The sequence below is a fragment of the Corynebacterium sp. HMSC068H04 genome (genome assembly GCF_001811255.1).
Lineage (GTDB): Bacteria > Actinomycetota > Actinomycetes > Mycobacteriales > Mycobacteriaceae > Corynebacterium > Corynebacterium hesseae.
In genome coordinates, this window is record NZ_KV804021.1 from 26,319 (window position 1) to 49,160 (window position 22,842).

Below are 22,842 nucleotides of genomic sequence, written 5' to 3' on the forward strand. Positions count from 1 at the left end.
ATGGAAGCTATGCATCTTCTTTCCCTCACCGAAGCTGACCGCACCTACCTCGCCCGTATTAACTTTCTTGCCGATACCTTCGGCGATGAGCACAAGGAACTCCCTGAAGGTTTCGAGGAAGGCTTTGACTACTACCTCGGCGGTTGGGAACCTTCCCGCGGAGGTTTCATCGCCTGGGAGGGCCACGTCCCTGCTGGTGGCGTGTGGCTGAATTGGGGCACAGCTGAGCGCCATGGTTTCGGCCACGTTGCCGAGGGCATTCCGGAGCTCGCGCTAGCTGTGGAACCTCGCTTCCGCAGCCAAGGAGTGGGCACCATGCTTATCGACGCCGCCACTAACCTCGCCCGCGAGATGGGTGCTCCGGGCATCTCGCTGTCGGTGGCTAAAGACAACGACCGCGCCCACCGTCTCTACCTGCACCTCGGCTTTGAGCCGGTGGGCGAAAGCGATGGTCACATCGTCCTGGTCAAGCGCTTTAAGGCTGCTGAATAACCCAACCGGAAAAGAAAGGGCGCTCACTGTGTGAGCGCCCTGTGGAGCATAGGGGAATCGAACCCCTGACCTTTGCATTGCGAACGCAACGCTCTACCAACTGAGCTAATGCCCCAATGCCTTTAGAGCGTACTCCTCTCGGTGAAAGCAACGAAATCACCCCCAGGACGGGCCTAATAAAACCTCAGGAGTTAACTTTTTTCACTCTAGTTGCGTGTCACTAGGGATAATGCACCTTCACCGGGCAGACAATGAGGGGTCTGAAAAAGTCTGTGGAAGGTTGTCATGCGCCGAAAAAGTGTTCTTGTCCGCTCCCTCATCGCCCTTGCAGCAGCCACGGCCCTGCCCAGCACGGCTACCGCTGCGGAGCTTCCTCATCCGGTGATTCAGCAGCCGACGTTGCCACAACTCCCCGACGTCCAGAAGGACCTTAAACAGCTGGAACAGGACGCCTACGACGCTCTTCCCAAGGAGCTGCAGAACAATCCCGTGTTTGCCGGCTCCTCGCGGCCCGCTCAGAAGCCCGCGCCGACCGGCAAACGGCAGTCGCAGTCGGTTGCTGATTCCACCTGCTCCAACTGCGTGGCTATCACCTATGACGATGGCCCCGGCGAGTTGACCGCTCAGCTCCTCGACACCCTGAAGGCCAAGGACGCCCACGCCAGCTTCATGGTCTTAGCTCCCAGTGCCACCGCGCACCCGGAGCTGCTGCGCCGCATGAAGGCTGAGGGCCACACCGTGGGAAACCACACCGCATCCCACCGCGAGCTCAACAAGCTCTCCCCCAGCGACGTGGACGGCGAGATCAAGGCCGGGGCCGCCGCAATCAAGGCAGCAACGGGTGAGAACCCTCGGTGGATGCGTCCCCCGTACGGTGCCACCAACGGCACTGTGGAGGCCGCTGCGAAGGCTAATGGCCAGGCGCAAGCCCTGTGGTCCGTCGACACCGTGGATTGGAAGGACCGCAATTCTGAGCACGTCTGCGAGGCCGCAGTCAACGGCGCGCAGCCCGGCTCCATCGTCCTCATGCACGACATTCACGCCACAACCGTAGGCGCCGCAGACTGCGTCATCGACGGACTGCGCGCGAAGGGCCTGGAGCCAGTCAGCCTCGACCGCCTCATCCCCAATCCGCAGGCGGGAAAGCAATACCTCACCCGCTAGCGCACAGCAGCCTGTTCTGGGACCAAACTAAAGGCACCTTATGCAGATTTCCGTATCCATCTACCTGGTGTTTTCGGGTCGGAGGTCTCCATATGGTGCCTTTAGTTTGGTCCTTTAACCCGCCCCCGTGTGACCAGTTTGGCCGAACGCGAAAAGCGCCCAACGTTTCCGCCGGGCGCCTTCCACTTATGCTGTGGAGCATAGGAGAATCGAACTCCTGACCTTCTGCTTGCAAAGCAGATGCTCTACCAATTGAGCTAATGCCCCATTGTTCCGTGGTGGGCCTAGCTGGAATCGAACCAGCGACCTCATCGTTATCAGCGATGCGCTCTAACCGACTGAGCTATAGGCCCTTGACCGGAACGAGTAGTTACTCTACATAGGACCGGCGATCTATTACAAATCGCCTGGTCATATGTAGTTTTTCTCGGTGATATTCGCTAGTTATGCGGTTCGTCTTGGAGGCGAATCTTGAATCCACCGAAGACGTCCACGATGGCGTTGTAAATCACCGCCAGAAGCGGCGCCAGGATGGTCATCAGCACAGCGATGATGGCACCAAACAGTGCGGCCGCGGAGACGACCAGTCCAAAGGAAACCTCGAAGCCGCCGCCAACACCGCCGACAAGACTATTGAAGGAATCCCAGATGCCCGCCTGGTCAAGGCCGAGATACAACAGGCACACGGCGATGATCCAGGCGACGAGGCCGACGAGGGACATGGCCAAGCCAACGCGGAACGCCGACATGGGCGAAATCCGGGCTAGGTGAAGCTCTCGTCCAATCATGGGTTACTCCTCGTCCTTATCGGCATCCTTGCTTCCAGCTTCGTCCTGCTTGGAGTCTTCCCCAAGCTTGAGGTGCTCAGGCTTGACGTCCTCCACGGACTTCTCACCCTTGGCCACTGCCTGGGCATTCTCCTCACCGTCGTCCTCCACATTGCGGTCGATGGCCAGCAGTTCGACGTCGTCAGCCAGGTTAACCAAACGCACGCCCATGGTGGCGCGGGAGCTCGGGCGAATCTGGTTGACCTCAGTGCGCACCACGCCGCCGGCGGAGGTGATGGCGAAGATCTCGTCATCCTCGTCCACGGCGATAGCCGCAATGAGCTTGCCGCGCTTCGGGGTGTACTTGAAGGTCATCACGCCCAGGCCGCCGCGGCCCTGCGGGGTGTACTCTTCGATGGCCGTGCGCTTGCCGTAGCCGCCGGAGGTGGCAACCAGGAGGAACTGACCGTCGTTGACCACAGACATGGACAGCAGCTGGTCATCGCCGCGGAAGCGCATACCCTTCACACCAGCGGTAGCGCGGCCCATTGGGCGGAGCTGGTCGTCGTCGGCAGTAAAGCGGATGGCCTGGCCCTGCTCAGAGGTGAGCAGGATGTCATCGCCCTCGTTGACCAGCTGGGCACCGATCAGCGCATCGCCCTCGTTGAGGTTGATGGCGATGAGGCCAGCGGAGCGTGCGGATTCGTAGTCGGTGAGGCGGGACTTCTTCACGCGGCCCTGCTGGGTAGCAAGGACGAGGTAAGGAGCGTCCTCGTAGGACTGAATCTGGATGACCTGGGCGATCTTCTCCTCCGGCTGGAACTCCAGCAGGTTGGCCACGTGCTGGCCGCGGGCGGTGCGGCCGGCCTCCGGAAGCTCGTAGGCCTTGAGGCGGTAGACGCGGCCGAAGTTGGTGAAGAACAGGATCCAGTCGTGCGTGGAGCAGACGAAGAAGTTCTTGACAATATCGTCCTGCTTGAGCTCCGCGCCGCGCACACCCTTGCCACCGCGCTTCTGCGCCTTGTAGGCATCCACCTTGGTGCGCTTGGCGTAACCGGTAGCGGTGATGGTGACAACGACGTTCTCGCGGGCAATGAGGTCCTCATCGGACACGTCACCGGAAGCGGCGACGATCTGGGTACGGCGCTCATCGCCGTACTTTTCGACGATCTCCTCCAGCTCATCGTGGACGATCTGACGCTGGCGCTCCTCGCGGGCCAGGATGTCCTTGAGGTCCGCGATGATCTCCTCGATCTCCGCCAACTCATCAATGATCTTTTGACGTTCCAGGGCGGCCAGGCGGCGCAGACGCATCGCCAGGATGGCGTCTGCCTGGATCTCGTCGACGCCGAGAAGCTGCATCAGGCCGTCACGGGCCTCTTCCACCGTCGGGGAACGGCGGATGAGCGCGATGACCTCATCGAGCATGTCGAGCGCCTTGACCAAGCCGCGCAAGATGTGGGCGCGCTTCTCGGCCTCATCCAGGCGGAACTGGGTACGGCGGACGATGACCTCAATCTGGTGTGCAACGTAGTAGCCCAGCATCTGATCGAGGCGCAGGGTGCGCGGCACGCCATCGACGATGGAGAGCATGTTGGCACCGAAGGAGGTCTGCAGCTGGGAGTGCTTGTACAGGTTATTGAGGACAACGCGGGCCACAGCATCACGCTTCAGGGTGACCACGATGCGCATACCCACGCGGTCAGAGGACTCGTCCTCGATCTTGGCAATTCCGGCGATCTTGCCGTTGACCACGGACTCCGCGATGTTGGAGATCATGTTGTCCGGGTTGACCTGGTAGGGCAGCTCAGTGATCACGATGGTCTGGCGGTTGCCCACCTCCTCAATGGAGGTCACGCCACGCATGCGGATGGAGCCGCGGCCGGTAGTGTAGGCATCCTTGATGCCTTGATCGCCCACAATGAGACCCGCAGTCGGGAAATCTGGGCCCTTGACGCGCTCCATGCACGCAGCCAAGGCTTCTTCCTCAGAAGCATTCGGGTTATCCAGCAGCCAGTAAATAGCCTCCGCCAACTCGTTGAGGTTGTGTGGCGGAATGTTGGTGGCCATACCGACGGCGATACCGCCGGAGCCATTCATCAACAGGTTCGGAACGCGGGAAGGCAGGATAGTCGGTTCCTGGGTCTTGCCGTCATAGTTCGGCGCGAAGTCGACGGTATTCTCGCGAATATCGCGCACCATCTCCATGGCCAGCGGCGTCATACGGCACTCGGTATAACGCATAGCTGCCGGGCCGTCATTACCGCGGGAGCCGAAGTTACCTTGGCCGTCGACCAGCGGATAGCGCATGTTCCACGGCTGGGCTAGGCGCACGAGGGTGTCGTAGATAGCGGCGTCACCGTGCGGGTGGAACTGGCCCATCGTGTCCGAGACTGGGCGGGCGGACTTTACGTAGCCGCGATCCGGGCGGTAACCGGAGTCATACATGGCGTAGAGGATGCGGCGGTGAACCGGCTTGAGGCCGTCGCGCACCTCCGGCAGGGCGCGGCCGACGATGACGGACATGGCGTAGTCGATGTAGCTCGACTCCATCTCCTCATTGATGTCAATTGGTTGGATGCGATCGAAAAGATCACCGTTATTGTCGCTCATAACGCCCTATCCTACCTTCTAGGGCCGTATAAGGCCGTTTGTGGCACAGCTGTGGTATCACGATGATACCATGTCCTCTATGGCTATGACGCTGCGCCTGACCCCGGACCAAGACCATGCGCTGACCTTGTTGGCTTCCGCGCAAGGAACCTCCAAGCACGAGGCGGTGGTCCGCGCCGTTGTTGCGGCGGCTGCGCGAACCCTCACCGATGCCGCCGTACAGGATACCGCGCGCCGGCTGCTGCCTGGGCGTTCAGAATTAGAAGCGGAGATCCGCCAGGCCCGAGGCGCACGCCAGTGAACGTGGAACAACTGCTCCTCGTCGCCCGTGAGTTTTGCCGGGCCCATCGGGTACGGATTAGTAATTTCGCCGCACTAGCCGCCGCGGCCGCCGCGAGCACGGCCACCATTGAGGGAATTGCCGTTCATGGCAACCGCGATGCGGCGGCGGAATCACTGGAGACAGTCTTGCGTTCTGTCCCCGCGCTCAGCGGAAAGAATGAAGAATTCGCGCGATTTTGCGCCGAGGTCTATCTTTCTGTTGCAGAAGTTATGTAAGTTAAACATGATATAGAAGTCTCTATTCCCTTGTAGGAAGGAATCCCCCTATGCCCTCGAAGTCTTTGAAGAAGTTCCTCGCCGCCGGTGTCGTGGCTACCACCCTCGCCACCGCCGCAACGCCGGCTGCGAGCGCTAAGACCGCCGACAATGACTGGCAGAACAACCTCAACCCCGACTTCGAGCAGGGCGAAGCCGGCTCCTCCCTCACCGGCTCCACCCCGATCGACATGACGCTCATCATCGGCGGTAGCATCGCCGCCGCAGCGGCACTGCTCAAGCTAGTAGTGGATAACGTCCCGGCACTGCGCGCCCAGGTAGACGAGTTTGCCGCCCAGATCGGGATGGCCGGCTCCTCCGGTTCTTCTGAGAACAGCCGCCTCTACGAAGGTGGCCTCGACTTCGACCTCGAGCGCCTGGCCCGCACCAATGGCTTCCCGGAGATTGCTGACCAGCTCGCCGCGCTCAAGGCGGGATCCACCGCACCGGCACAGTAAGCTCGCCTGTATGACAAACCTCACCCAGCTTCTCCAATCCCCTACCCGCAACGCCGTAGTGGCGGACTTGGCCACGGCCGCCGATGACACCGTCTCTTCGCTCTCCGGCATTTCCGGAATGGCCTTCAAAGGCGCTTTAGGCGCTGCCAAGAAGGCAGATTCTAAGGTCTTGTCCAAGGGAATCAACCACATGCTTCCGGAGTTGCTCAATAGCCTGGATTCCTACTGGAAGGAATTCGAAGGCTCTGAGCAGTCCGACTTCGGCACCTACCTGGAAGGGCGCAGCGCTGAGATTACCGCCGCCATCATGGCAACCGCGGACAAGGCCGCGGAGAATGTGAACGCGCCTGGCATCGCCCGCACCTACAAGTCCCTGCGTGGCAAGGCCTCCTCGATTCTGGAGCCCAACGTCGCGACCATCGGCAGCGTTCTGCAGCGCCATATGACTACTGTTTAAGCGCCTGCTTAACGACGAAATAAGACCAGCACCTCATATGAGGTGCTGGTCTTTGCGGGTTTTGACCTAGCGTTTAGACGTCGAGGAAGCGTACGTCCTTCGCGCGGCGGGTAATGAAGGAGCGGCGAGCAGACACGTCATCACCCATGAGGATGGAGAAGAGCTCGTCGGCGCGCTGGGCGTCCTCCAAATCCACACGGCGAAGCACGCGGGTGGTCGGATCCAGGGTGGTCTCCCACAACTCGGAGGCGTTCATCTCACCCAGACCCTTGTAGCGCTGGATGCCGTCATCCTTGTTGATCTTGCGTCCCTGCTCCAGGCCCTCAGCAAGCAGCTTGTCACGCTCGGCGTCGGAGAAGGCGTAGCCCGGCTGGCCCTTGCCCCACTTCAGCTTGTACAGCGGCGGGTTAGCCAGGAAGACGTGGCCATCCTCAACCAGCTGCGGCATGAAACGGAAGAGCAGGGTCAGCAGCAGCGTAGCGATGTGTTGGCCGTCCACGTCAGCATCGGCCATGAGCACGATCTTGTCATAGCGCAGCTTGGAAATGTCGAATTCTTCGTGGATGCCGGTGCCCAGGGCCGTGATGATGGCCTGAACCTCAGCGTTCTTGAGCACCTTGTCCATGCGGGCCTTTTCCACGTTGAGGATCTTGCCGCGCAGCGGCAGGATGGCCTGGAACATGGAATCGCGGCCGCCCTTGGCGGAACCACCTGCGGAGTCACCCTCCACGATGTAGAGCTCAGAAAGCTTCGAGTCCTTGGAACGGCAATCCGCCAACTTACCCGGAAGGCCACCGAGGTCACCGGCGGACTTGCGGCGTACCAATTCGCGCGCCTTTCGTGCCGCCACGCGGGCGTGCGCAGAGGACACGGCCTTGTTGATGATGACCTTGGCCTCAGCCGGGTTGGCATCGAACCAATCGTTGAGGTGCTCGTTAACGGAGCGCTGGACAAATCCTCGAATCTCCGAGTTACCCAGCTTCGTCTTGGTCTGGCCTTCGAACTGCGGATCACCAACCTTGACGGAAATGACGGCAGCAAGGCCTTCGCGGCAATCTTCGCCGGAAAGGTTGCCATCCTTTTCCTTGAGGAGCTTGTGCTCCTTGGCATAGCGGTTCATCAGAGAGGTCAGCGCCGCGCGGAAGCCTTCCTCGTGCGTGCCGCCTTCGTGAGTATTAATGGTGTTGGCGAAGGTGTGGACGGACTGCTTGTAGCCCTGGTTCCACTGCAGCGCGATTTCCACCTCATGGTCCTCACCCTTAACGTCGAAGGCAACGATGGTGGGGTGGATGGCGGTCTTGTTCTTGTTGAGGTGCTCAACATAGTCCTGCAGACCGTTTGGGTAGTGGTAGGTGACTTCCTTCTTCTTTTTCTTGGAGGCCTGGTCTTCGTCACCGTCGGCAGCCTCAGTGGACTCCCCCTTCTCATCCAAGCTGCTCAGGCTCACTGGGGCATCGCCAGCCTCGGCGATCTCCTCCAGTTCGGCCTGTTCCTTAGAGATGGCGCGCTCATCGCGCAGCACGATGGTCAGGCCCTTGTTCAGGAAGGCCATCTCCTGCAGGCGGCGAGCGATCGTGTCGTAATTAAACTCGACGGTCTCAAAGATCTCCGGGTCCGGCCAGAAGCGGATGGTGGTTCCGGTACCGCGAGCATTATCGCCTTCCACGAGTTCATCCGGGATGGCATTGTTGAAGTTCTGGTACCAGTGCTTGCCGTCGCGCTTGATATCTGCCTCGACGCGGGTGGACAAAGCATTGACCACGGAGATACCCACGCCGTGGAGGCCGCCGGAAACGGCATAGGATTCGGAGTCGAACTTACCGCCGGCATGCAGCTGGGTCATGACCACCTGGACGGTGGGAACGCCAGAGGCGTGCATCTCCACCGGGATACCACGGCCGTTATCGATAACTTCGATGCCGCCGTCTTCGCGGAGGGTGACGATGACCTTGTCGGCAAAGCCCGCCATCGCCTCATCGACGGAGTTGTCAACGATCTCCCAGATCAGGTGGTGCAGGCCACGGGCACCGGTGGAACCGATGTACATGCCGGGGCGCTTACGGACGGCTTCGAGGCCCTCCAGAATTGTGATTGACCCCGCATCATATGCGTGTTGTTCAGCCACGGATTCGTGTTCTCCTTTTGGCTAGAGCTAAATCTAAGACTCTAGCCATTCTACACTGTGTCCCCCCACGCAAGGGCACTGCACGCCCGTGAGAGCCCCAAATTTGCGTGAATTTCGCGGTCACCCAAAATCAGCCGTACGTATCTTGCGAACCTTGCGGCTTGACCCATTGGCGGCCCTCATAGTTGCGGTGCTGCTTGGGGCCCTGAATGTGCAGCTTAACCACCACGTCCGGGCCGAGGCGATCTGCAATCTTCTGCAAAATGGGGCGCTGCAGGTAGCGCAACTCGGTGGCCCAGCTGGAAGAATCACACGCCACGTAGACAACCTGCTCTTTGATGGTGAGCGGTTGCGTGTGCGCGGCGATGCGCTCGCCGACGAGGTTTTCCCAATTACCCATGACCCAACCATGAGCCAATTCGTGTTCCCAGCCGCGTTTGCCAATCTCTCGTTGAATCTGTGCGCCGAGGCTAGGGATCTCGAGGCTGCGGCGCCGGCGGCGGCCATCGGGTCCGCTCGGCCGGCCACGCCGATACGGCGTTGGCTGTTGCTCCGAAGGAGTCGGCGTCAGGTTCATCTTGGGAGCCGGCTTGTTTAGCTTCGGCGGATTCTTGGAATTACTTCGCGTGCGCTCGAAGAGCGCCTTGACCGGATCGAAGTCCTGCTCAGTCATCCTCGTCACCGCCCGCCGTATACGGAGTGATCTCGGAGATTCGGCCCTCGTCGGTGTCGCGCACTGTGACCGTAAAGCGTTCAATGGGCTGCAAATTTCCAGGCAAATCCTCATCCACCGCCGCAGTAATGAGCACCTGCTCCGCACCCGCGGCGAGGTGAACGAGCTTTTCGCGCCTTTTCGCATCGAGCTCGGCGAAGACATCATCAAGGATGAGAATCGGATCAGTGCCGTCTTGGCGCAGCAGGTTGAACTCCGCCAGCCGCAAGGAGATGGCATAGGACCAGGTCTCGCCGTGGCTGGCAAAGCCCTTGGCGGGGCTCGTGCCAAGGTTGAGCACCAGATCGTCGCGGTGCGGGCCAACGAGCGAGATGCCGCGTTCGATCTCTCGTTGACGCTTCGTGGCAAGCTCGGTGAGCATCATGGCCTCGATAACCTCGCGGTCTGAGATGTCCACGGTGGATTTGTAGTCAATGGCGGCCGGTCGCGACTCCGGGGCGAGCCCGGCATAAGCGGCGGGAATGTGCTCGCGGAGTTCGTCGACAAGCGCTAGGCGTGCCTGAATCACCTGCGCGCCGAGGGAAGACAGCTGCGTATCCCACACGTCGAGAGTGGCCAGCGCCGAGGCACCGTCACTGTCGCTGTAGCCCCGGCGCAAGCTTGGCGACGCCGACTTCAACAAGGCATTGCGCTGCTTCAGGACCTTGTCATAATCAGCTTTCACTCCCGCCAGGCGTGGCGTGCGGGAGGCAATGATGTCATCCAAATACTGGCGGCGTGCTGCAGGTTCGCCGCGCACGAGGGACAAATCCTCCGGGGAAAACAACACGGTTTTCACCACGCCAAGTAACTCGCGCGGGGACTTCAGGCGCGTGCGGTTGATCTGCGCCTGGTTGGCCGCGTGGGGTTTGATGAGCAAGTGCGCGGTGAGCTCTCTGCCCTGGTTCACCGCGGTGGCGGAGATGCGGGCATTGTGCGCGCCGTGGCGCACGAGGGGGGCATCGTGGGCCACACGGTGCGAAGAAAGATGCGCGGTATACCCGATGGCCTCGACGATATTGGTCTTGCCGAAACCGTTGCGGCCGACAAACAGGGTGATCCCCGGTTTCAGCCTGAGGGTGAGCTCGGGCCAGGAGCGGAAGTCCCTGACATCGAGATCGCGAATGTACATACGGCCTAGCCTGGCAAGCGCACTGGCATCAGCAGGTAGGTGAAATGAGTCTCCGGAGTCGGGAACGAGCCGTCCTCGTTGGCCGCTGGTAGCTCCTCCGGCTCCGGAATCATGATCGCAGGCCGCGAAGGCTCGGTAAAGCCAAAGACCACGCGGTCCGTGTGGACCACGGCCAATCCATCCTTGAGGTAGGATGGGTTGAAGGCGATGACGAAGTCCTCACGGCCGTTGAAAGCACAAGGCAAGGACTCGCTGGCGCGGCCGGAATCAGCACCGGCTGCCAAGGTCACCTCGCCCTCGCGGAATTCCATGCGGATCTGCGCATTGCGATCCGTCAACAACGAGACGCGGCGAATGGCTTCCTGGAGCGGAGCAACCTCAATGCTGGCCATAGCGCTGTGGGTCTTGGGCAGCAAGGGTGCAACGTTGGGGAAATCCGCGTCCAGCATGCGGGTGGTGGTCTCGCGGTTATCCGCATGCAGGCCGAACAGGCCTTCCGCAGCGATGTTCTCACCAGTGCCCACGGCGATTTCAACCGGGATGTTGAGGTGCGTGTCCAAGGAACGGCCGGTCTCCTGCAACGTCTTAGCCGGGACGAGGAGCTTGGCCTGGACGTCAGGAGATACCGGCTCCCACTCGAAGGTGCGCATGGCCAGGCGGAAGCGGTCCGTTGCCGTCATTTCCACGTGAGAACCATTGATGTCAATGTGCACGCCGGTGAGCATCGGCAGCGTGTCATCCTTGCCGGCCGCGGCAACGACCTGGCTGATGGCTTCGACGAAGAGCTGCGGGTTAATGGTGCCGGTGACCTCCGGCAGGACAGGGAGTTGGGGGTAATCATCCAGCGGGATGAGCGGCAGCTCGAAGCGCGAAGAACCACAGGTCAACAGAACCTTGTTATCCTCCTGCGTCATCTCGATTTCCTTGTTGGGCAAGGAAGCAACGATGTCAGAGAGCAACTTACCGGCCACTGCGATGCGTCCCGGCTCATCCACCATGCCGGCGATGCGCACGCGGGTGGAAACCTCGTAGTCGAAGCCGGTGAATTCCAAACCATTGTCATCCGCGGTGATCAGCATGGCGCGCAGTACTGGTTGGGTGACCTTCGAAGGAAGGCTGCGCGCGACCCACGCTACGGCGTTAGCGAGATCATCTTTGGCAACGCGAAATGACACGGACTGCTCCATGATGGTGAGACGCTCCTCTAGTTGCGGATGGAAGATTCTTGCAAGCTCACTCCAACTTACAGGATCGGTGCCGAAGCACAGGATTTTGTCATTCACCTTCCGTGCTTTGCGATTCAAGCGCGCGACCGTGCAGGGCGCCGACGAATCACACACATCCTTTTTCTTCTTGGTTAGGGAGAAAACAAAATAGGAGTAGTAATAAGCGCTGTGGGATCTGTGGACAACCCGCTAAAAGCCAAGCTCTTCACGGTGAAACGATCTGTGAGTCAGGGTGTGGGATCACTGTGATCAAATGACAAGAAATGTGAGTAACTGGGTCGGGGTCAAAGTTATCCACAATTCATCCCCAGATCTGTCTGCGCTGATCACAGAGTTAATCACAAGGGCGATGACCCTTCTGATCTGCTGTGGAAGAAGAAAACGTGATAAGGATCTACAAATTACAACAATGAAATTACACAGCTGTGAATAACGGTGTGGATAACTTTTGGGTGGATAGCAAAGACGCCCCTACCCACGCCCGCGGGGAGGAAATTGCGGGAGGTGGGCAGGGGCGTCGCCAAGCGCTGCGTGGTGCTAGCGCTGGTTGTGGTTCTTCACGCGTTGGGTTAGGGCCTGGATCTCGTCGTACGTGTTGCGGTTCTCAGTCATCTCCTTACGGATCTTGCGGTCCGCATAGATGACGGTGGTGTGGTCCTTGCCGCCGAATTGATCACCAATCTTCGGCAGGGAAAGCTCTGTGAGCTCGCGGCACAGATACATGGCCAGCTGGCGGGCGTGGGCGACGGCGCGCTTCTTACCAGAACCGCGCAGGGTATCCACGTCGATGTCGAAGTAATCCGCTGTGACCTCGATGATGGCCGCCGCGGTGATCTGGCGATCCGCAGAATCCGGGGCTAGATCATGCAGGGCAATCTCCGCCATCTCCAAACTGATCGGTTCATTGACCAGGGAAGAATACGCAGAAACACGGATGAGCGCGCCCTCCAGCTCGCGGATCGAGGATTCGAAGCGAGAGGCGATGAGCTCGAGGACCGAGCGATCGACGTCGGTCCCGTCCGCGGAGGCCTTCTTCATGAGGATGGCGATGCGCGTTTCCAGGTCTGGCGGCTGAATATCCGTAATCAGACCTCCCTCGAAGCGCGTGCGGAGGCGATCCTCCAGCGTGGTCAGCTGTTTCGGAGGGCGGTCGGAGGACAAAATGATCTGTTTATTGGCCTGGTGCAGCGCATTGAAGGTGTGGAAGAACTCCTCCTGCGTGGACTCCTTACCTTCGAGGAACTGGATGTCATCGACCATGAGGATGTCCAGGTTGCGGTAGCGGCGCTTGAAGGATTCCTGGCGGTCATCACGCAGGGAATTGATGTAGTCGTTGGTGAATTCCTCCGAGGAAACGTACTTCACGCGCAGACCCGGATGCAGGACCTGGGCGTAATTACCGGCCGCGTGCAAAAGGTGGGTTTTGCCCAAGCCGGAGCCGCCCCAAATGAAGAGAGGGTTATAGGCGCGGGCGGGGTTTTCGGCCACGGCCACGGCGGCGCCGTTGGCAAAACGGTTGGAGGACCCGATGACGAAGTTTTCAAAAGTGTGCTTCGGGTTGAGGGACTTTTCGCGGTTCGGGTTGTGCGCCGGTTCCTCGCGCGGGATGCGCGGCCCGGTTGCCTCGGGGTAGCCACTCGGAACGCTGCTTTGCTGATCGCTGTAGTGCTGTGCCAACTCATCCAAGCTGGCCGGAGAATGCGCAGTGTCCCAGGAGCGCGGTTGATGGTGGCTTGGCGTCTCTGGCTGAGTAGGTGGCGTGGGCGGCATGGGCTGCTGGAAACCCTGTGCCTGGTGCCCCATGCCGTGCTCGGGCGCCTCGGTTTGGATGGGGCGCTGGGGTGCGGGCGCTTCAGGCGTTTCCTCGTGAGCCGGCTGTGGCGGAGCCGCAATAGTCACGGCCAAAGAACAAGGGCGCCCCATATGCTGCGACAAGGTGCGGGTGATGTACTCCCCCAGCTCGGCCTCGATGACATTCTTGGCGTTCTCGTGCGGGGCGGCGATCAGCGCGTAGCCATCACCGATCATGATGGGTTCTACAAGTTGAAGATTGAGGCGCTGGCTATGGGAGAAATTGGGTACGTCCGAACTTGGTTGTTCGGACTGAGCCAGTAAATCACTGACCACAGCTTTCCAGCTGGCCCGGAGGGCTGCTTGCGGATCAGACAAAACGCCTACCTTCTGTGTAGTTACAGTTCACGCGGTGTCATCGGCCGGGGCCGGCCACACCTACTCGGTTCCCTGAAGAAGAGGCTTTGGGAGCTGAGTATTTACTGCGTGACTGTGGGTTGGGGATCGGGGATGGACGGATGGATGAGGAGAGATACAGGATGAGAAATCACATGAAGTTGTAATTTCCACCGAAGATTCCACACGATGTTTTGGTGTGTAACCTCGGAATCCACAAAGTTATCCACAAGTGTGGATAGGTGGTTTATCCACAGCCTATCTCATAGCTGTGGATAACTGTACATCGGCTCCTCAATGCAGTTAACCTGCATAAACAGCAAAAGTCTCAAGTCTTCATTGAGAGTTATCCACACCCTGTGGGTGACTGTGGAATTCGATTCCTCAGTTGTACCGCGTTATGGGGGCGCTGTCTAACGCACTTTTATGCGCGCTCGGCACGGTGGCGCCAAGCGCGGCGCAAGAACGGCGAGAGGGGGCGCTTGCCGCGCAGCATGTGGGCAAAAAGTGGCGTTCTAGCTGCGGATAAAAACATCTTTGTAATTTCGGGGACACCCAGTGTGTCGATTTGTTTCGCGCACTATCTGTCACGTAACCTGTGATGGTCTATCGCAACAGTGCATGGTGCACATGTTGCATGTGGGAATGCCTCGCCACGCCTCACGGCGCTTCACGTGCGAAGCCACATCCCCACGTACACCATTCATCAGTGGATGTTTATGCCCACCGCCCTCACCGGCGTGTGGCTGTGCCATCCACCAACAACTTCAAGGAGTTAATCGTGGCAAAGGGTAAGCGTACCTTCCAGCCGAACAACCGTCGTCGCGCTCGTAAGCACGGCTTCCGTACCCGCATGAGCACCCGCGCCGGCCGCGCCATCGTCGCCGCTCGTCGCAAGAAGGGTCGCGCTAAGCTCACCGCTTAATTCATGCTTCCAGCCCAGCACAAGCTCACGTCCCCGAGGCAATTTCGGAGGACCATCAAGGGCGGGCGCCGGGCGGGCACGCGCACTGTCGTCGTGCATTTGCGCTTTAACGACGGTGAAGACGACATCGCGGCCACTGGGCCGCGGTTCGGCCTCATCGTGTCGAAGGCCGTCGGGAATGCCGTGGTTCGCCACCGCACCTCCCGGCGGCTTCGTCATGTGTGCATGTCCCTCATGCGCGAAGGCGTCAACGGGACAGTATTGCCTGCCAATGTTGACATTGTTATCCGCGCCTTGCCCGCTAGCGGTAGTGCCACCAGTGAGCGCCTTGAGCGTGATATCCGCAAAGCGCTAAGCACATGGGATATCTGAACTCTCAAGGAGAGGAAATTCCTGAAGCCCGCGGGTTCGGGAGAGTCCTAGTTCACGGGGTGCGCTTCTACCAAAAGCACTTGTCAGGCCTTAAGATGGTCTCCACCTGTCGTTTTGAACCGACGTGCAGTGCCTATGCCCTCGAAGCCATCTCCATCCATGGAGCCTTTAAGGGGACGGACATGGCCCTCGCCAGGTTATGCAAGTGCGGTCCCTGGCACCCGGGCGGGTTTGATCCGGTACCGACCAAACAACAACTGAGGTAAACAACTCTCGTGCTTAATTTCATTTATTGGCCAATTTCAGCCGTCTTGTGGTTCTGGCATTGGCTCTTGAGCTTCGTCCTTGATTCCGCATGGGGCGGAACCTGGATCATCGCCATCGTTCTTCTGACGTGGACGCTCAAGGCCATCATGGTCAAGCCGACCATCACGCAGCTGCGCTCTTCACGCAAGATGCAGGAGATCCAGCCGCAAATTCAGGAACTGCGCACCAAGTACGCCAATGACCAGACCAAGGCTGCCCAAGAGATGCAGCGCATCTACAAGGAAGCCGGCGTTCGTCCGGTGGCGGGCTGCCTGCCGATGTTCGCGCAGATCCCCATGTTCATTGGTCTGTTCCACGTGCTGCGCTCCTTTGACCGCACTGTTGCCGTCGCCGGTGGCATCGGGCACCCGGCGGGTGAAGCAATGTCGGAGGAGATGAACGCCTCCATTGCGAACTACATCTTCAAACCTGAGCTGGTGAAGCAGTTCGTAGACGCCAAGATCTTCGGTGTCCCGCTTGTGGCGAACCTGCGCCTCAACTCCGGTCTGGAGATTGTTAAGGAAACCACCACCGCACAGGCGGCCTTCATCATCGTGCCGCTCATCGCCATCATTGCGACGTTGACGCACTTCAACGCCCGCATGACGCTGAACCGCCAGGAGGCGCGCCGCGCGGCCGGCAAGACCGCTACCCCGCAGGGTCAGAACGCGGAGATGATGCAGCAGCAGATGGCCATGATGAACAAGATGATGCTGTGGTTTATGCCGGCAATGCTGGTGTTCTCTGGCTTCATCTGGCCCATCGGCCTGCTCTTCTACATGCTGGCCAACACCGTGTGGACCTTCTTCCAAACCCGCATTGTCTACGCCAAGATGGACCGGGAGGAAGAAGAAGAGGCAGCCGCCAAGGCTGAGCTCAAGCGCACTTCTGCCCCGAAGCCGGGCGCACGCAAGAAGGATCACCGCTCTAAGAAGCAGCGCCGCAAGAACAACTAGAACGTATCCCAGGAGTTTTCACAGTGACTGAATCTGTGTCCGACACTGTGCCACTGGACCCGTCTGACGTCTTCGGATCGCGTCTGCCGCTCGCGCAGAAATACCACGATTCGCTGGCTACGGACGGGTCCACCCGTGGTTTTATAGGCCCCCGCGAGGTCCCGCGCCTGTGGGAGCGCCACCTCATTAACTGCGCCGTGGTCGCGGAGGTAATGCCGCAGGGCGCCACGCTTATCGACGTCGGTAGTGGCGCCGGCCTGCCCGGCATCCCGCTCGCCATCGCACGCCCTGATCTGACAATCACCCTCATCGAGCCGCTGCTGAAGCGCTCGACCTACCTCAACGAGGTCGTCGATCTGCTGGGGCTGGATAACGTCACCGTCATCCGCGGCCGCGCCGAGGAAGGCCCGGTGAAGAAGGCCGTCAAGGGCGCGGACATCGTGACCTCCCGCGCGGTGGCCCCGTTGGGCAAGCTGGCCAAGTGGTCCCTGCCGCTGGTTCGCAAGGGCGGAGAGATGATCGCTCTCAAGGGTTCCTCGGTGCACGAGGAGCTGGAGCGCGACGCAGCCGACATCAAGCGCGCCGGTGGCGGAAAAGCCGAGGTCATGACCATCCACGGCACCACCATTATCCGTGTCCCGCGCGTGAACTAAAGTAGACGGCATGACTCATCCTCGTCTTATCACCATCGCGAACCAGAAGGGTGGCGTGGGTAAAACCACCTCCGCCGTCAACCTTGCCGCCGCGCTCGCTGAGGCCGGCAAGAAGGTCCTGGTGATCGACTTGGACCCGCAGGGCAATGCCTCCACCGCGGTGGGCGCGGAGCACACCTCCGGCACCAAATCTAGCTATGAGGTTTTGTTGGGTGACTGCAGCGCGGAGGATGCGATGCAGCACTCTCCCGACGATGAAAACCTCTACTGCATTCCAGCCACCATCGACCTCGCCGGCGCGGAGGTTGAAATGGTCTCCCTGGTTCGTCGCGAGTTTCGCCTCTATGACGCCCTACACAACGGCTTCCTCGAAGAGCTTGGCTTTGAGTACGTTTTTATCGACTGCCCGCCTTCCCTGGGCCTGCTCACCATCAATGCGATGACGTGCGCAGAAGAAGTCATTATCCCCATCCAGTGCGAGTACTACGCCCTGGAGGGCGTGGGCCAGCTGCTGGGAAATATCTCCATGATCCGTGAGCACCTCAACGAGGATCTGCACATCTCCGGCGTGCTGCTCACCATGTTCGATGCCCGCACCAAGCTGGCTGAACAGGTGGCCAATGAAGTGCGCGAGCAATTCGGCGCAGTCGTTTTGGGCAACGTCATCCCGCGCTCCGTTCGCGTTTCGGAGGCGCCGGGTTATGGTAAGACGGTTATCGCTTATGACCCGTCGTCGACAGGCGCCCGCGCCTACGCCGCCGCCGCACGCGAGTTGGATAAGCGCGGGGACTACACGCCGCACCCCACCACGGGTGCCATTGGCGTAAGCCCAGAGATTTTCGCGGAATTGGAAGGATAGGACACCGTGGCAGATAAGAAGGCAGACCACAAGCCGGAGCAGCGCCAGGGCGGTTTGGGCAAGGGCTTGGCCGCGCTCATCCCGTCCGGCCCGGGTGCGCCCTCCCGCAAGCCACGCTTGGGAGATTCCGCCGCAGATATCATTCTCGGTGCGTCCACCGGCTCTCCCAAGGATGCCGGCACAAAAAGGGTGCAGGGTGCGCCCACTATCCAGCAATCCTCGGGTTCGAAGAAGCGTCAGGCCAAGCCCTCGGTGATTGGTGCGACTTACCGTGAGATCTCCGTCGGCGACATCATGCCCAACCCGAAGCAGCCGCGTACTGTCTTCGACGAGGATGACTTGGCCGAGCTGGTTCACTCCATCAAGGAATTCGGCCTGTTGCAGCCGGTCGTGGTCCGGCCTTCCGAGGAGGGCGGCTTCGAGCTCATCATGGGTGAGCGCCGCTGGCGCGCCTCCTCCAAGGCGGGCCTGGCCACCATCCCGGCTATCGTCCGTGATACCAAGGATGATGATCTGCTGCGGGACGCTCTGCTGGAGAATATCCACCGCGTGCAGCTCAACCCGTTGGAAGAAGCACACGCCTATCAGCAGCTTCTTGAAGAATTTGGGGTTACCCAAAATGAGTTAGCTGATCGCATCGGTCGCTCGCGCCCGCAGGTGACCAACATGATCCGCCTGCTCAAGCTGCCGGTGGACGTGCAGAAGCGCGTTGCCGCGGGTACGTTATCGGGCGGTCACGCCCGCGCGTTGCTGGGTTTGCCGGATGCAGAGGCCATGGAGCTCATTGCCAACCGCGTCGTGGCCGAAGGCCTTTCTGTGCGAGCCACTGAGGAAGCCGTCACCCTGTACAAGCGCGACGGTAAGCCGGCTGAGCCAACCAAGAAGCCCGCTGCCCCGCAGCCGCAGTTCTTTACGGACTCCGCCGAGCGCTTGGCTGATCGCTTCGACACCAAGGTCACCGTCACCATGGGCAAGCGCAAGGGCAAGATGGTCGTCGAATTCGGTGACCAAGAGGACTTCGAGCGCATCCTAGCGCTCATTGAGGGCAAAGAAGGCAGCTAGCTCACCATGCTCGTTCAGGCCGTCAAGGAAGGTGTTGCTATCAACCCCTTGGCGGCCCGATCTATTTTTTGGGAGATGAAAACCACGGTCGCTGACCCTGCATTTGAAAAGGAAGCGTGGATCAGCGCCACCCTGCTGCGCTGCGGCGACTGCGGTTTTACCGTGGGCGATGAGGCCACGGTCCTCTTCTGCCCGCCTGAGCTTGCCCCCGGTGCGGCCAAGCTGCCCACTTCCCCCGTCTCGGAGGATGCGGTCCTGGTGACTTCGCTATTTGTAAAGCCGCACCGCGCGGCGAAGGGCTTGGAAGCAGTGCTTCTCGACGCCACCATCATGCACCTCACCTCCCGCGAGGCAAGCGCCGTTGAGGCCTTTGGCTTTCGTGATGCCCGCCAGGCCGAAGAGCTCCTTCGCGAGAAACCCGCTCGCATTGGCCTATTACCTGTGGAGACGCTGGAGTCCGCCGGTTTCATGGTGGTGCGCGATCACCCGATTACCCCGCGCCTGCGCCTCGAGCTTCCCCCGGCCTTCGACCTGCTGACCGCAGCCGCGGTGGAGGACCTCCTCGCCCGCGCTTTGGCCTAAGCCCTTTAGGAAGAGCGCTCGGCGCGCAGCAGCTCGTCGAAGCGGTAGGTGCCGGTCACGGCGGTGTCATCGTCCAAGAGGTAGAGGCGCTTGACGGAGACGACGATGGCCTCGGCGATGTCATCGCGGCGGTCCGGGTTGGTAAGGATAGCCACGTCCTTGGGGCTGGTCAGGTAACCCAGCACGACCTGCACCACCGGCATCTGCGTCAGGCGCAACAACGCCCACGTGCGGCCGTGGTTGCGGCAGTTACCCAGCTCGGTACGGGCAACGATCTCACGCTGGATGAAGCCGGAGAGCGTCTCACCGATGAGGGAAGAGTTGCCGGATTCCGACCCAAAGTAGAAGGTGGCTACGCCGTTGGCCTTCTCCGTGGGGTATTCATCGCAGGCCAGTGAAATAACCAGGTTGGCGTCGAATGCATTGGCCATGTCTGCGCGGTCACGGATCGATGGGTCATCGTTGCGCGGGCGGGAGATGATGGTCTCCATGCCGGCGGCGATCATGCGCCCGGCAACACGCTCGGCCAAGTCCCAGAGGATCTCCTCTTCCGTGATGTTGCCGAAGCGTCCCCTGACCGTGCGGCCCTTGTTGAGGCCACCCAGGCTGGGGTCGATCACAACGCGCTTGCCGGCCAGCTTTGGCCCGGCATTGCGCACGCGCTCGCGTTCCTGGATATTGTGCGCCGAGCCGCCAGTGATACGCCGACCCAGCAGGTTGAGGGCGTTAATGGTGGCAGGGCCACAGATCCCGTCACTGCGCAGGCCAGAGTTGAGTTGGTATTCCGCCAGCGCCGCGTAGGTGCGGGCACCGAAATGGCCATCGATGCGTTCTTGGTAGAAGCCAAGCTCCTGCAATTGTTCTTGGAGCTGTGCTACGTCATCGCCCACCTGCACGTTGCCCGGTTCATAGGCTAGAACGCGGGCGCCCAGCGTGTAGGAAGCCTGGCGCAGCTCGCGCAGAGTGAGGTCATCAATATCGCCGCTAGGCACGATGCCGCGGGATTGCTGGAAGGCCTTGAGGACCTCGGCCAAATTGTTATCAAAGTGCTTATCGGCTTCGGAGTACTTTTGCTTCTTCCAGTCGGACAACGTCCCCTGGTAGTCAGTCATCAGGCCGAGGCGGGCAAGGGTTGCGCGTGCTTCGGCGACCCGAACGCTCTGGTCACCTACACGTAAAACGCGGTTCACACCTACCCCTTTCGTGATCAAGGAGGCGCACCGCAGTGCGCCATCAACGAGTTAAAGAATACCAGTTAGAGCTGTTTCTTTATCTGCGCCACGATGTCGGCCTTGGAACGCAGGCCGACGAACTCATCGACCTTCTCACCATTCTTGAAAATCAGCACGGATGGGATGGACATGATCTGGAACATGGCACCCAGGGTGCGCTCCTCGTCCACGTTGACCTTGACTACGGAGACGTCGTCACCGAGTTCTTCGGCCACCTCTTCGAGGATCGGGGACAACTTCTTGCACGGCCCACACCATTCAGCCCAGAAGTCCACGACGACGGGCTTGCCTGCCTCCACGACGTCCGCGCGGAAGGAATCAGTAGTGACGTTCTTAATGTTGCTCATGTGACTATTAACGGTTATCGGCGAGGAAATGTTCCGCATCAATGGCCGCGCGGCAGCCGGAGCCAGCCGCGGTGATGGCCTGCTGGTAGTGGTCATCCACCAAGTCACCGCAGGCAAAGACACCAGGCAGCGAGGTCTTGGTCGAAGGCTGTTCCACTACGACGTAGCCAGCCTCATTGGTGGCCACCTGGCCCTCGAGGAAGCCGGAGCGCGGGTCATGGCCAATCGCCACAAACATGGCGGTGACATCGAGTTCGCTGGTTTCGCCGGTTAGGGCGTTCTTGACCTCCAGGCCGCCAACCTTGCCGTCCTTATCCAGGACGCGCTCAACGGTGGTATTGGTCAGCCACTTGATCTGTGGGTTCTCCTTGGCGCGCTCCAGCATGATCTTGGAGGCGCGGAAGTTCTCGGAGCGGTGGATGATCGTTACGGTTTCGGCGAACTTGGTGAGGAAGGTGGCCTCCTCCATGGCGGAATCGCCGCCGCCGACGACGGCGATGTTGTGGCCCTTGAAGAAGAAGCCATCGCAGGTGGCGCAGGCGGACACGCCGCGCCCAGCGAGCTCGGATTCACCCGGAATGCCCAGGTAGCGCGGCGCTGCACCGGTGGCGAGGATGACGGTGCGGGCCTCGAAGACCTCGTCACCGACGTGCAGCTTCTTTACCTCGCCCTCGAGTTCGACGGAATCGACAACCTCCATGCGCAGGTCCGCACCGAAGCGGATGGCCTGGGCGCGCATTTCTTCCATGAGCTCCGGGCCCATGATGCCCTTCTGGAAGCCCGGGTAGTTCTCCACCTCGGTGGTGTTCATGAGTTCGCCGCCGTATTCAAAGCCCTCGAAGACGATGGGATTGAGCTCGGCACGTGCTGCGTAGAGTGCTGCGGTGTAGCCGGCGGGGCCGGAGCCGACGATGGCGACATCGTGGATGGTCACAAAAAACTCCCTTGAGATGACAATTCTTGGACAGAATCTGATTCATGTTCGCGCACATCGCGCGAAAGATAGTGTGATTCTACTCGGCCTCAGTCTATCGCCGCACGCAGCACCTGCCGAGCCCGGGCTCGCCGCGACTTCACCGTGCCTGGCGCAACGCCCTGTACTTTGGCCACCGCATCGATGGGATAGCCAGCAACATCGGTCAGGTACAACGCTTCTCGCTGGTCCTCGCGCAACGTCTCCATCGCTTGGGCCACCGTGATGCGTTCCGCCAAGTTCTCGCTGGGATTGTGCGCGAGTGCGTAGTTGCGGTCATCCTCAATGATCTCCGCATCGAGGGAGGCGTTCTCCCGGTTGGAGCGATGGTTGAGGAAGTCATAGCCGGAGTTCATCACCAGCCTGTGCAGCCATGTGCTCAGCGTGGCATCGTGCCGGTAGGAGGCCATGTTGCAGCTGGCCTTGAGCAGTGCCTCCTGCACGATGTCCTGCGCATCATCATCGTTGCGCGTGTAGCGCCGCGCCATGGCCGTCAGGCGCGCACGGTGCTTCTCGACGATTGCCGAAAAGGCCTTAGTATCTCCGCCGATGAAGGCGTCGACGAGTTCACGATCGGTCGGCTGAGCTGACAAGAAGAATCCCCCCGGAAACTTGAGCAATGACACATGGGTCAACACAGTCCCT

At 60.4% G+C, this 22,842-nt stretch carries 25 protein-coding genes and 3 tRNA genes; 14 read left to right on the forward strand and 14 right to left on the reverse strand.

What is annotated here, in order from left to right:
• On the forward strand, positions 1 to 492 hold the full coding sequence (locus HMPREF2792_RS10920; protein ID WP_070533576.1) for a GNAT family N-acetyltransferase: 492 nt from the start codon (positions 1 to 3) through the stop codon (positions 490 to 492).
• A 42-nt stretch (positions 493 to 534) separates the two neighbouring features.
• On the opposite strand, the gene HMPREF2792_RS10925 is transcribed toward HMPREF2792_RS10920, so the two are convergent.
• Positions 535 to 607 (reverse strand) — tRNA-Ala (locus tag HMPREF2792_RS10925).
• Between the two features lie 170 nt (positions 608 to 777).
• Here HMPREF2792_RS10925 and HMPREF2792_RS10930 point away from each other — a divergent pair.
• Positions 778 to 1,656: a polysaccharide deacetylase family protein gene (locus tag HMPREF2792_RS10930; protein WP_070533578.1), complete on the forward strand. Its 879-nt coding sequence runs from the start codon at positions 778 to 780 to the stop codon at positions 1,654 to 1,656.
• Between the two features lie 194 nt (positions 1,657 to 1,850).
• Here HMPREF2792_RS10930 and HMPREF2792_RS10935 read toward each other — a convergent pair.
• From HMPREF2792_RS10935 to gyrA, 4 genes are all read right to left on the reverse strand, one after another.
• Positions 1,851 to 1,923: transfer RNA gene (locus tag HMPREF2792_RS10935), tRNA-Ala, on the reverse strand.
• A gap of 9 nt (positions 1,924 to 1,932) precedes the next feature.
• A tRNA-Ile gene (locus HMPREF2792_RS10940) sits at positions 1,933 to 2,009 on the reverse strand.
• Positions 2,010 to 2,096: 87 nt separating this feature from the next.
• Complete coding sequence (locus HMPREF2792_RS10945; RefSeq protein WP_070521969.1) at positions 2,097 to 2,444, reverse strand: DUF3566 domain-containing protein; 348 nt, start codon at positions 2,442 to 2,444, stop codon at positions 2,097 to 2,099.
• A 3-nt stretch (positions 2,445 to 2,447) separates the two neighbouring features.
• On the reverse strand, positions 2,448 to 5,036 hold the full coding sequence (gene gyrA, locus HMPREF2792_RS10950) for a DNA gyrase subunit A (protein WP_070533580.1): 2,589 nt from the start codon (positions 5,034 to 5,036) through the stop codon (positions 2,448 to 2,450).
• Positions 5,037 to 5,115: 79 nt separating this feature from the next.
• On the opposite strand from gyrA, the gene HMPREF2792_RS10955 reads away from it, so the two are divergent.
• Genes HMPREF2792_RS10955 through HMPREF2792_RS10970 form a run of 4 tightly spaced genes read left to right on the forward strand, consistent with a single transcriptional unit; the run spans position 5,116 to position 6,548 of the window.
• Positions 5,116 to 5,337 (forward strand): CopG family transcriptional regulator, encoded by a 222-nt coding sequence (locus tag HMPREF2792_RS10955; protein WP_070533755.1) that lies wholly within the window; start codon positions 5,116 to 5,118, stop codon positions 5,335 to 5,337.
• Positions 5,334 to 5,594 carry a cell filamentation protein Fic gene (locus HMPREF2792_RS10960; protein ID WP_070521964.1) on the forward strand — a complete coding sequence of 87 codons (261 nt, stop codon included), beginning with the start codon at positions 5,334 to 5,336 and terminating at the stop codon, positions 5,592 to 5,594. Before HMPREF2792_RS10955 ends, HMPREF2792_RS10960 begins: the two co-directional genes overlap by 4 nt.
• A gap of 50 nt (positions 5,595 to 5,644) precedes the next feature.
• The gene (locus tag HMPREF2792_RS10965; protein WP_070524948.1) at positions 5,645 to 6,091 is read left to right on the forward strand and encodes a hypothetical protein; all 447 of its coding nucleotides are present in this window, start codon (positions 5,645 to 5,647) and stop codon (positions 6,089 to 6,091) included.
• Positions 6,092 to 6,101: 10 nt separating this feature from the next.
• Positions 6,102 to 6,548, forward strand: coding sequence for a DUF6918 family protein (locus HMPREF2792_RS10970; RefSeq protein WP_070533582.1), 447 nt, complete (start codon positions 6,102 to 6,104; stop codon positions 6,546 to 6,548).
• A gap of 73 nt (positions 6,549 to 6,621) precedes the next feature.
• Here HMPREF2792_RS10970 and gyrB read toward each other — a convergent pair whose 3' ends face one another.
• The 5 genes from gyrB to dnaA all read right to left on the reverse strand — a co-directional run bounded on the left by gyrB (position 6,622) and on the right by dnaA (position 13,912).
• Positions 6,622 to 8,673, reverse strand: a complete 2,052-nt coding sequence (gyrB, locus tag HMPREF2792_RS10975; protein WP_070521954.1) for a DNA topoisomerase (ATP-hydrolyzing) subunit B — start codon at positions 8,671 to 8,673, stop codon at positions 6,622 to 6,624.
• A gap of 130 nt (positions 8,674 to 8,803) precedes the next feature.
• Positions 8,804 to 9,346 carry a DciA family protein gene (locus HMPREF2792_RS10980; RefSeq protein ID WP_070521951.1) on the reverse strand — a complete coding sequence of 181 codons (543 nt, stop codon included), beginning with the start codon at positions 9,344 to 9,346 and terminating at the stop codon, positions 8,804 to 8,806.
• Entirely contained in the window at positions 9,339 to 10,517 is a 1,179-nt protein-coding gene (gene recF / locus HMPREF2792_RS10985) for a DNA replication/repair protein RecF (RefSeq protein ID WP_070533584.1), read from the reverse strand. The genes HMPREF2792_RS10980 and recF overlap by 8 nt, the downstream gene beginning before the upstream one ends.
• 5 nt (positions 10,518 to 10,522) lie before the next feature.
• Complete coding sequence (dnaN, locus tag HMPREF2792_RS10990) at positions 10,523 to 11,704, reverse strand: DNA polymerase III subunit beta (protein ID WP_070533586.1); 1,182 nt, start codon at positions 11,702 to 11,704, stop codon at positions 10,523 to 10,525.
• 576 nt (positions 11,705 to 12,280) lie between these two features.
• Positions 12,281 to 13,912, reverse strand: a complete 1,632-nt coding sequence (dnaA, locus tag HMPREF2792_RS10995) for a chromosomal replication initiator protein DnaA (RefSeq protein WP_070533588.1) — start codon at positions 13,910 to 13,912, stop codon at positions 12,281 to 12,283.
• 799 nt (positions 13,913 to 14,711) lie between these two features.
• Here dnaA and rpmH point away from each other — a divergent pair.
• From rpmH to HMPREF2792_RS11035, 8 genes are read left to right on the forward strand one after another with little or no spacing between them, the layout of a single operon-like run.
• Complete coding sequence (gene rpmH / locus HMPREF2792_RS11000) at positions 14,712 to 14,855, forward strand: 50S ribosomal protein L34 (RefSeq protein WP_003847033.1); 144 nt, start codon at positions 14,712 to 14,714, stop codon at positions 14,853 to 14,855.
• A 3-nt stretch (positions 14,856 to 14,858) separates the two neighbouring features.
• Positions 14,859 to 15,227 carry a ribonuclease P protein component gene (gene rnpA, locus HMPREF2792_RS11005; protein ID WP_070533590.1) on the forward strand — a complete coding sequence of 123 codons (369 nt, stop codon included), beginning with the start codon at positions 14,859 to 14,861 and terminating at the stop codon, positions 15,225 to 15,227.
• On the forward strand, positions 15,215 to 15,493 hold the full coding sequence (yidD, locus tag HMPREF2792_RS11010) for a membrane protein insertion efficiency factor YidD (protein WP_070533592.1): 279 nt from the start codon (positions 15,215 to 15,217) through the stop codon (positions 15,491 to 15,493). The genes rnpA and yidD overlap by 13 nt, the downstream gene beginning before the upstream one ends.
• A 9-nt stretch (positions 15,494 to 15,502) precedes the next feature.
• Positions 15,503 to 16,489 (forward strand): membrane protein insertase YidC, encoded by a 987-nt coding sequence (gene yidC / locus HMPREF2792_RS11015; RefSeq protein ID WP_070533594.1) that lies wholly within the window; start codon positions 15,503 to 15,505, stop codon positions 16,487 to 16,489.
• A 23-nt stretch (positions 16,490 to 16,512) separates the two neighbouring features.
• Positions 16,513 to 17,142 carry a 16S rRNA (guanine(527)-N(7))-methyltransferase RsmG gene (gene rsmG, locus HMPREF2792_RS11020; protein ID WP_070521930.1) on the forward strand — a complete coding sequence of 210 codons (630 nt, stop codon included), beginning with the start codon at positions 16,513 to 16,515 and terminating at the stop codon, positions 17,140 to 17,142.
• 10 nt (positions 17,143 to 17,152) lie between these two features.
• Positions 17,153 to 18,001: a ParA family protein gene (locus HMPREF2792_RS11025; protein ID WP_070533596.1), complete on the forward strand. Its 849-nt coding sequence runs from the start codon at positions 17,153 to 17,155 to the stop codon at positions 17,999 to 18,001.
• Positions 18,002 to 18,007: 6 nt separating this feature from the next.
• Entirely contained in the window at positions 18,008 to 19,063 is a 1,056-nt protein-coding gene (locus HMPREF2792_RS11030; RefSeq protein ID WP_070533598.1) for a ParB/RepB/Spo0J family partition protein, read from the forward strand.
• Between the two features lie 6 nt (positions 19,064 to 19,069).
• On the forward strand, positions 19,070 to 19,645 hold the full coding sequence (locus HMPREF2792_RS11035) for a hypothetical protein (RefSeq protein ID WP_070533599.1): 576 nt from the start codon (positions 19,070 to 19,072) through the stop codon (positions 19,643 to 19,645).
• A 5-nt stretch (positions 19,646 to 19,650) separates the two neighbouring features.
• Here HMPREF2792_RS11035 and HMPREF2792_RS11040 read toward each other — a convergent pair whose 3' ends face one another.
• From HMPREF2792_RS11040 to HMPREF2792_RS11055, 4 genes are all read right to left on the reverse strand, one after another.
• The gene (locus HMPREF2792_RS11040) at positions 19,651 to 20,835 is read right to left on the reverse strand and encodes an N-acetylmuramoyl-L-alanine amidase (protein ID WP_070533601.1); all 1,185 of its coding nucleotides are present in this window, start codon (positions 20,833 to 20,835) and stop codon (positions 19,651 to 19,653) included.
• Between the two features lie 65 nt (positions 20,836 to 20,900).
• The gene (gene trxA, locus HMPREF2792_RS11045; RefSeq protein ID WP_070533604.1) at positions 20,901 to 21,224 is read right to left on the reverse strand and encodes a thioredoxin; all 324 of its coding nucleotides are present in this window, start codon (positions 21,222 to 21,224) and stop codon (positions 20,901 to 20,903) included.
• A 7-nt stretch (positions 21,225 to 21,231) separates the two neighbouring features.
• A complete protein-coding gene (gene trxB / locus HMPREF2792_RS11050) occupies positions 21,232 to 22,158 on the reverse strand; it encodes a thioredoxin-disulfide reductase (protein WP_070521911.1) in 927 nt (308 codons plus the stop codon).
• An 89-nt stretch (positions 22,159 to 22,247) separates the two neighbouring features.
• The gene (locus HMPREF2792_RS11055) at positions 22,248 to 22,790 is read right to left on the reverse strand and encodes an RNA polymerase sigma factor (RefSeq protein WP_070533756.1); all 543 of its coding nucleotides are present in this window, start codon (positions 22,788 to 22,790) and stop codon (positions 22,248 to 22,250) included.
• Positions 22,791 to 22,842: the final 52 nt, after the last annotated feature.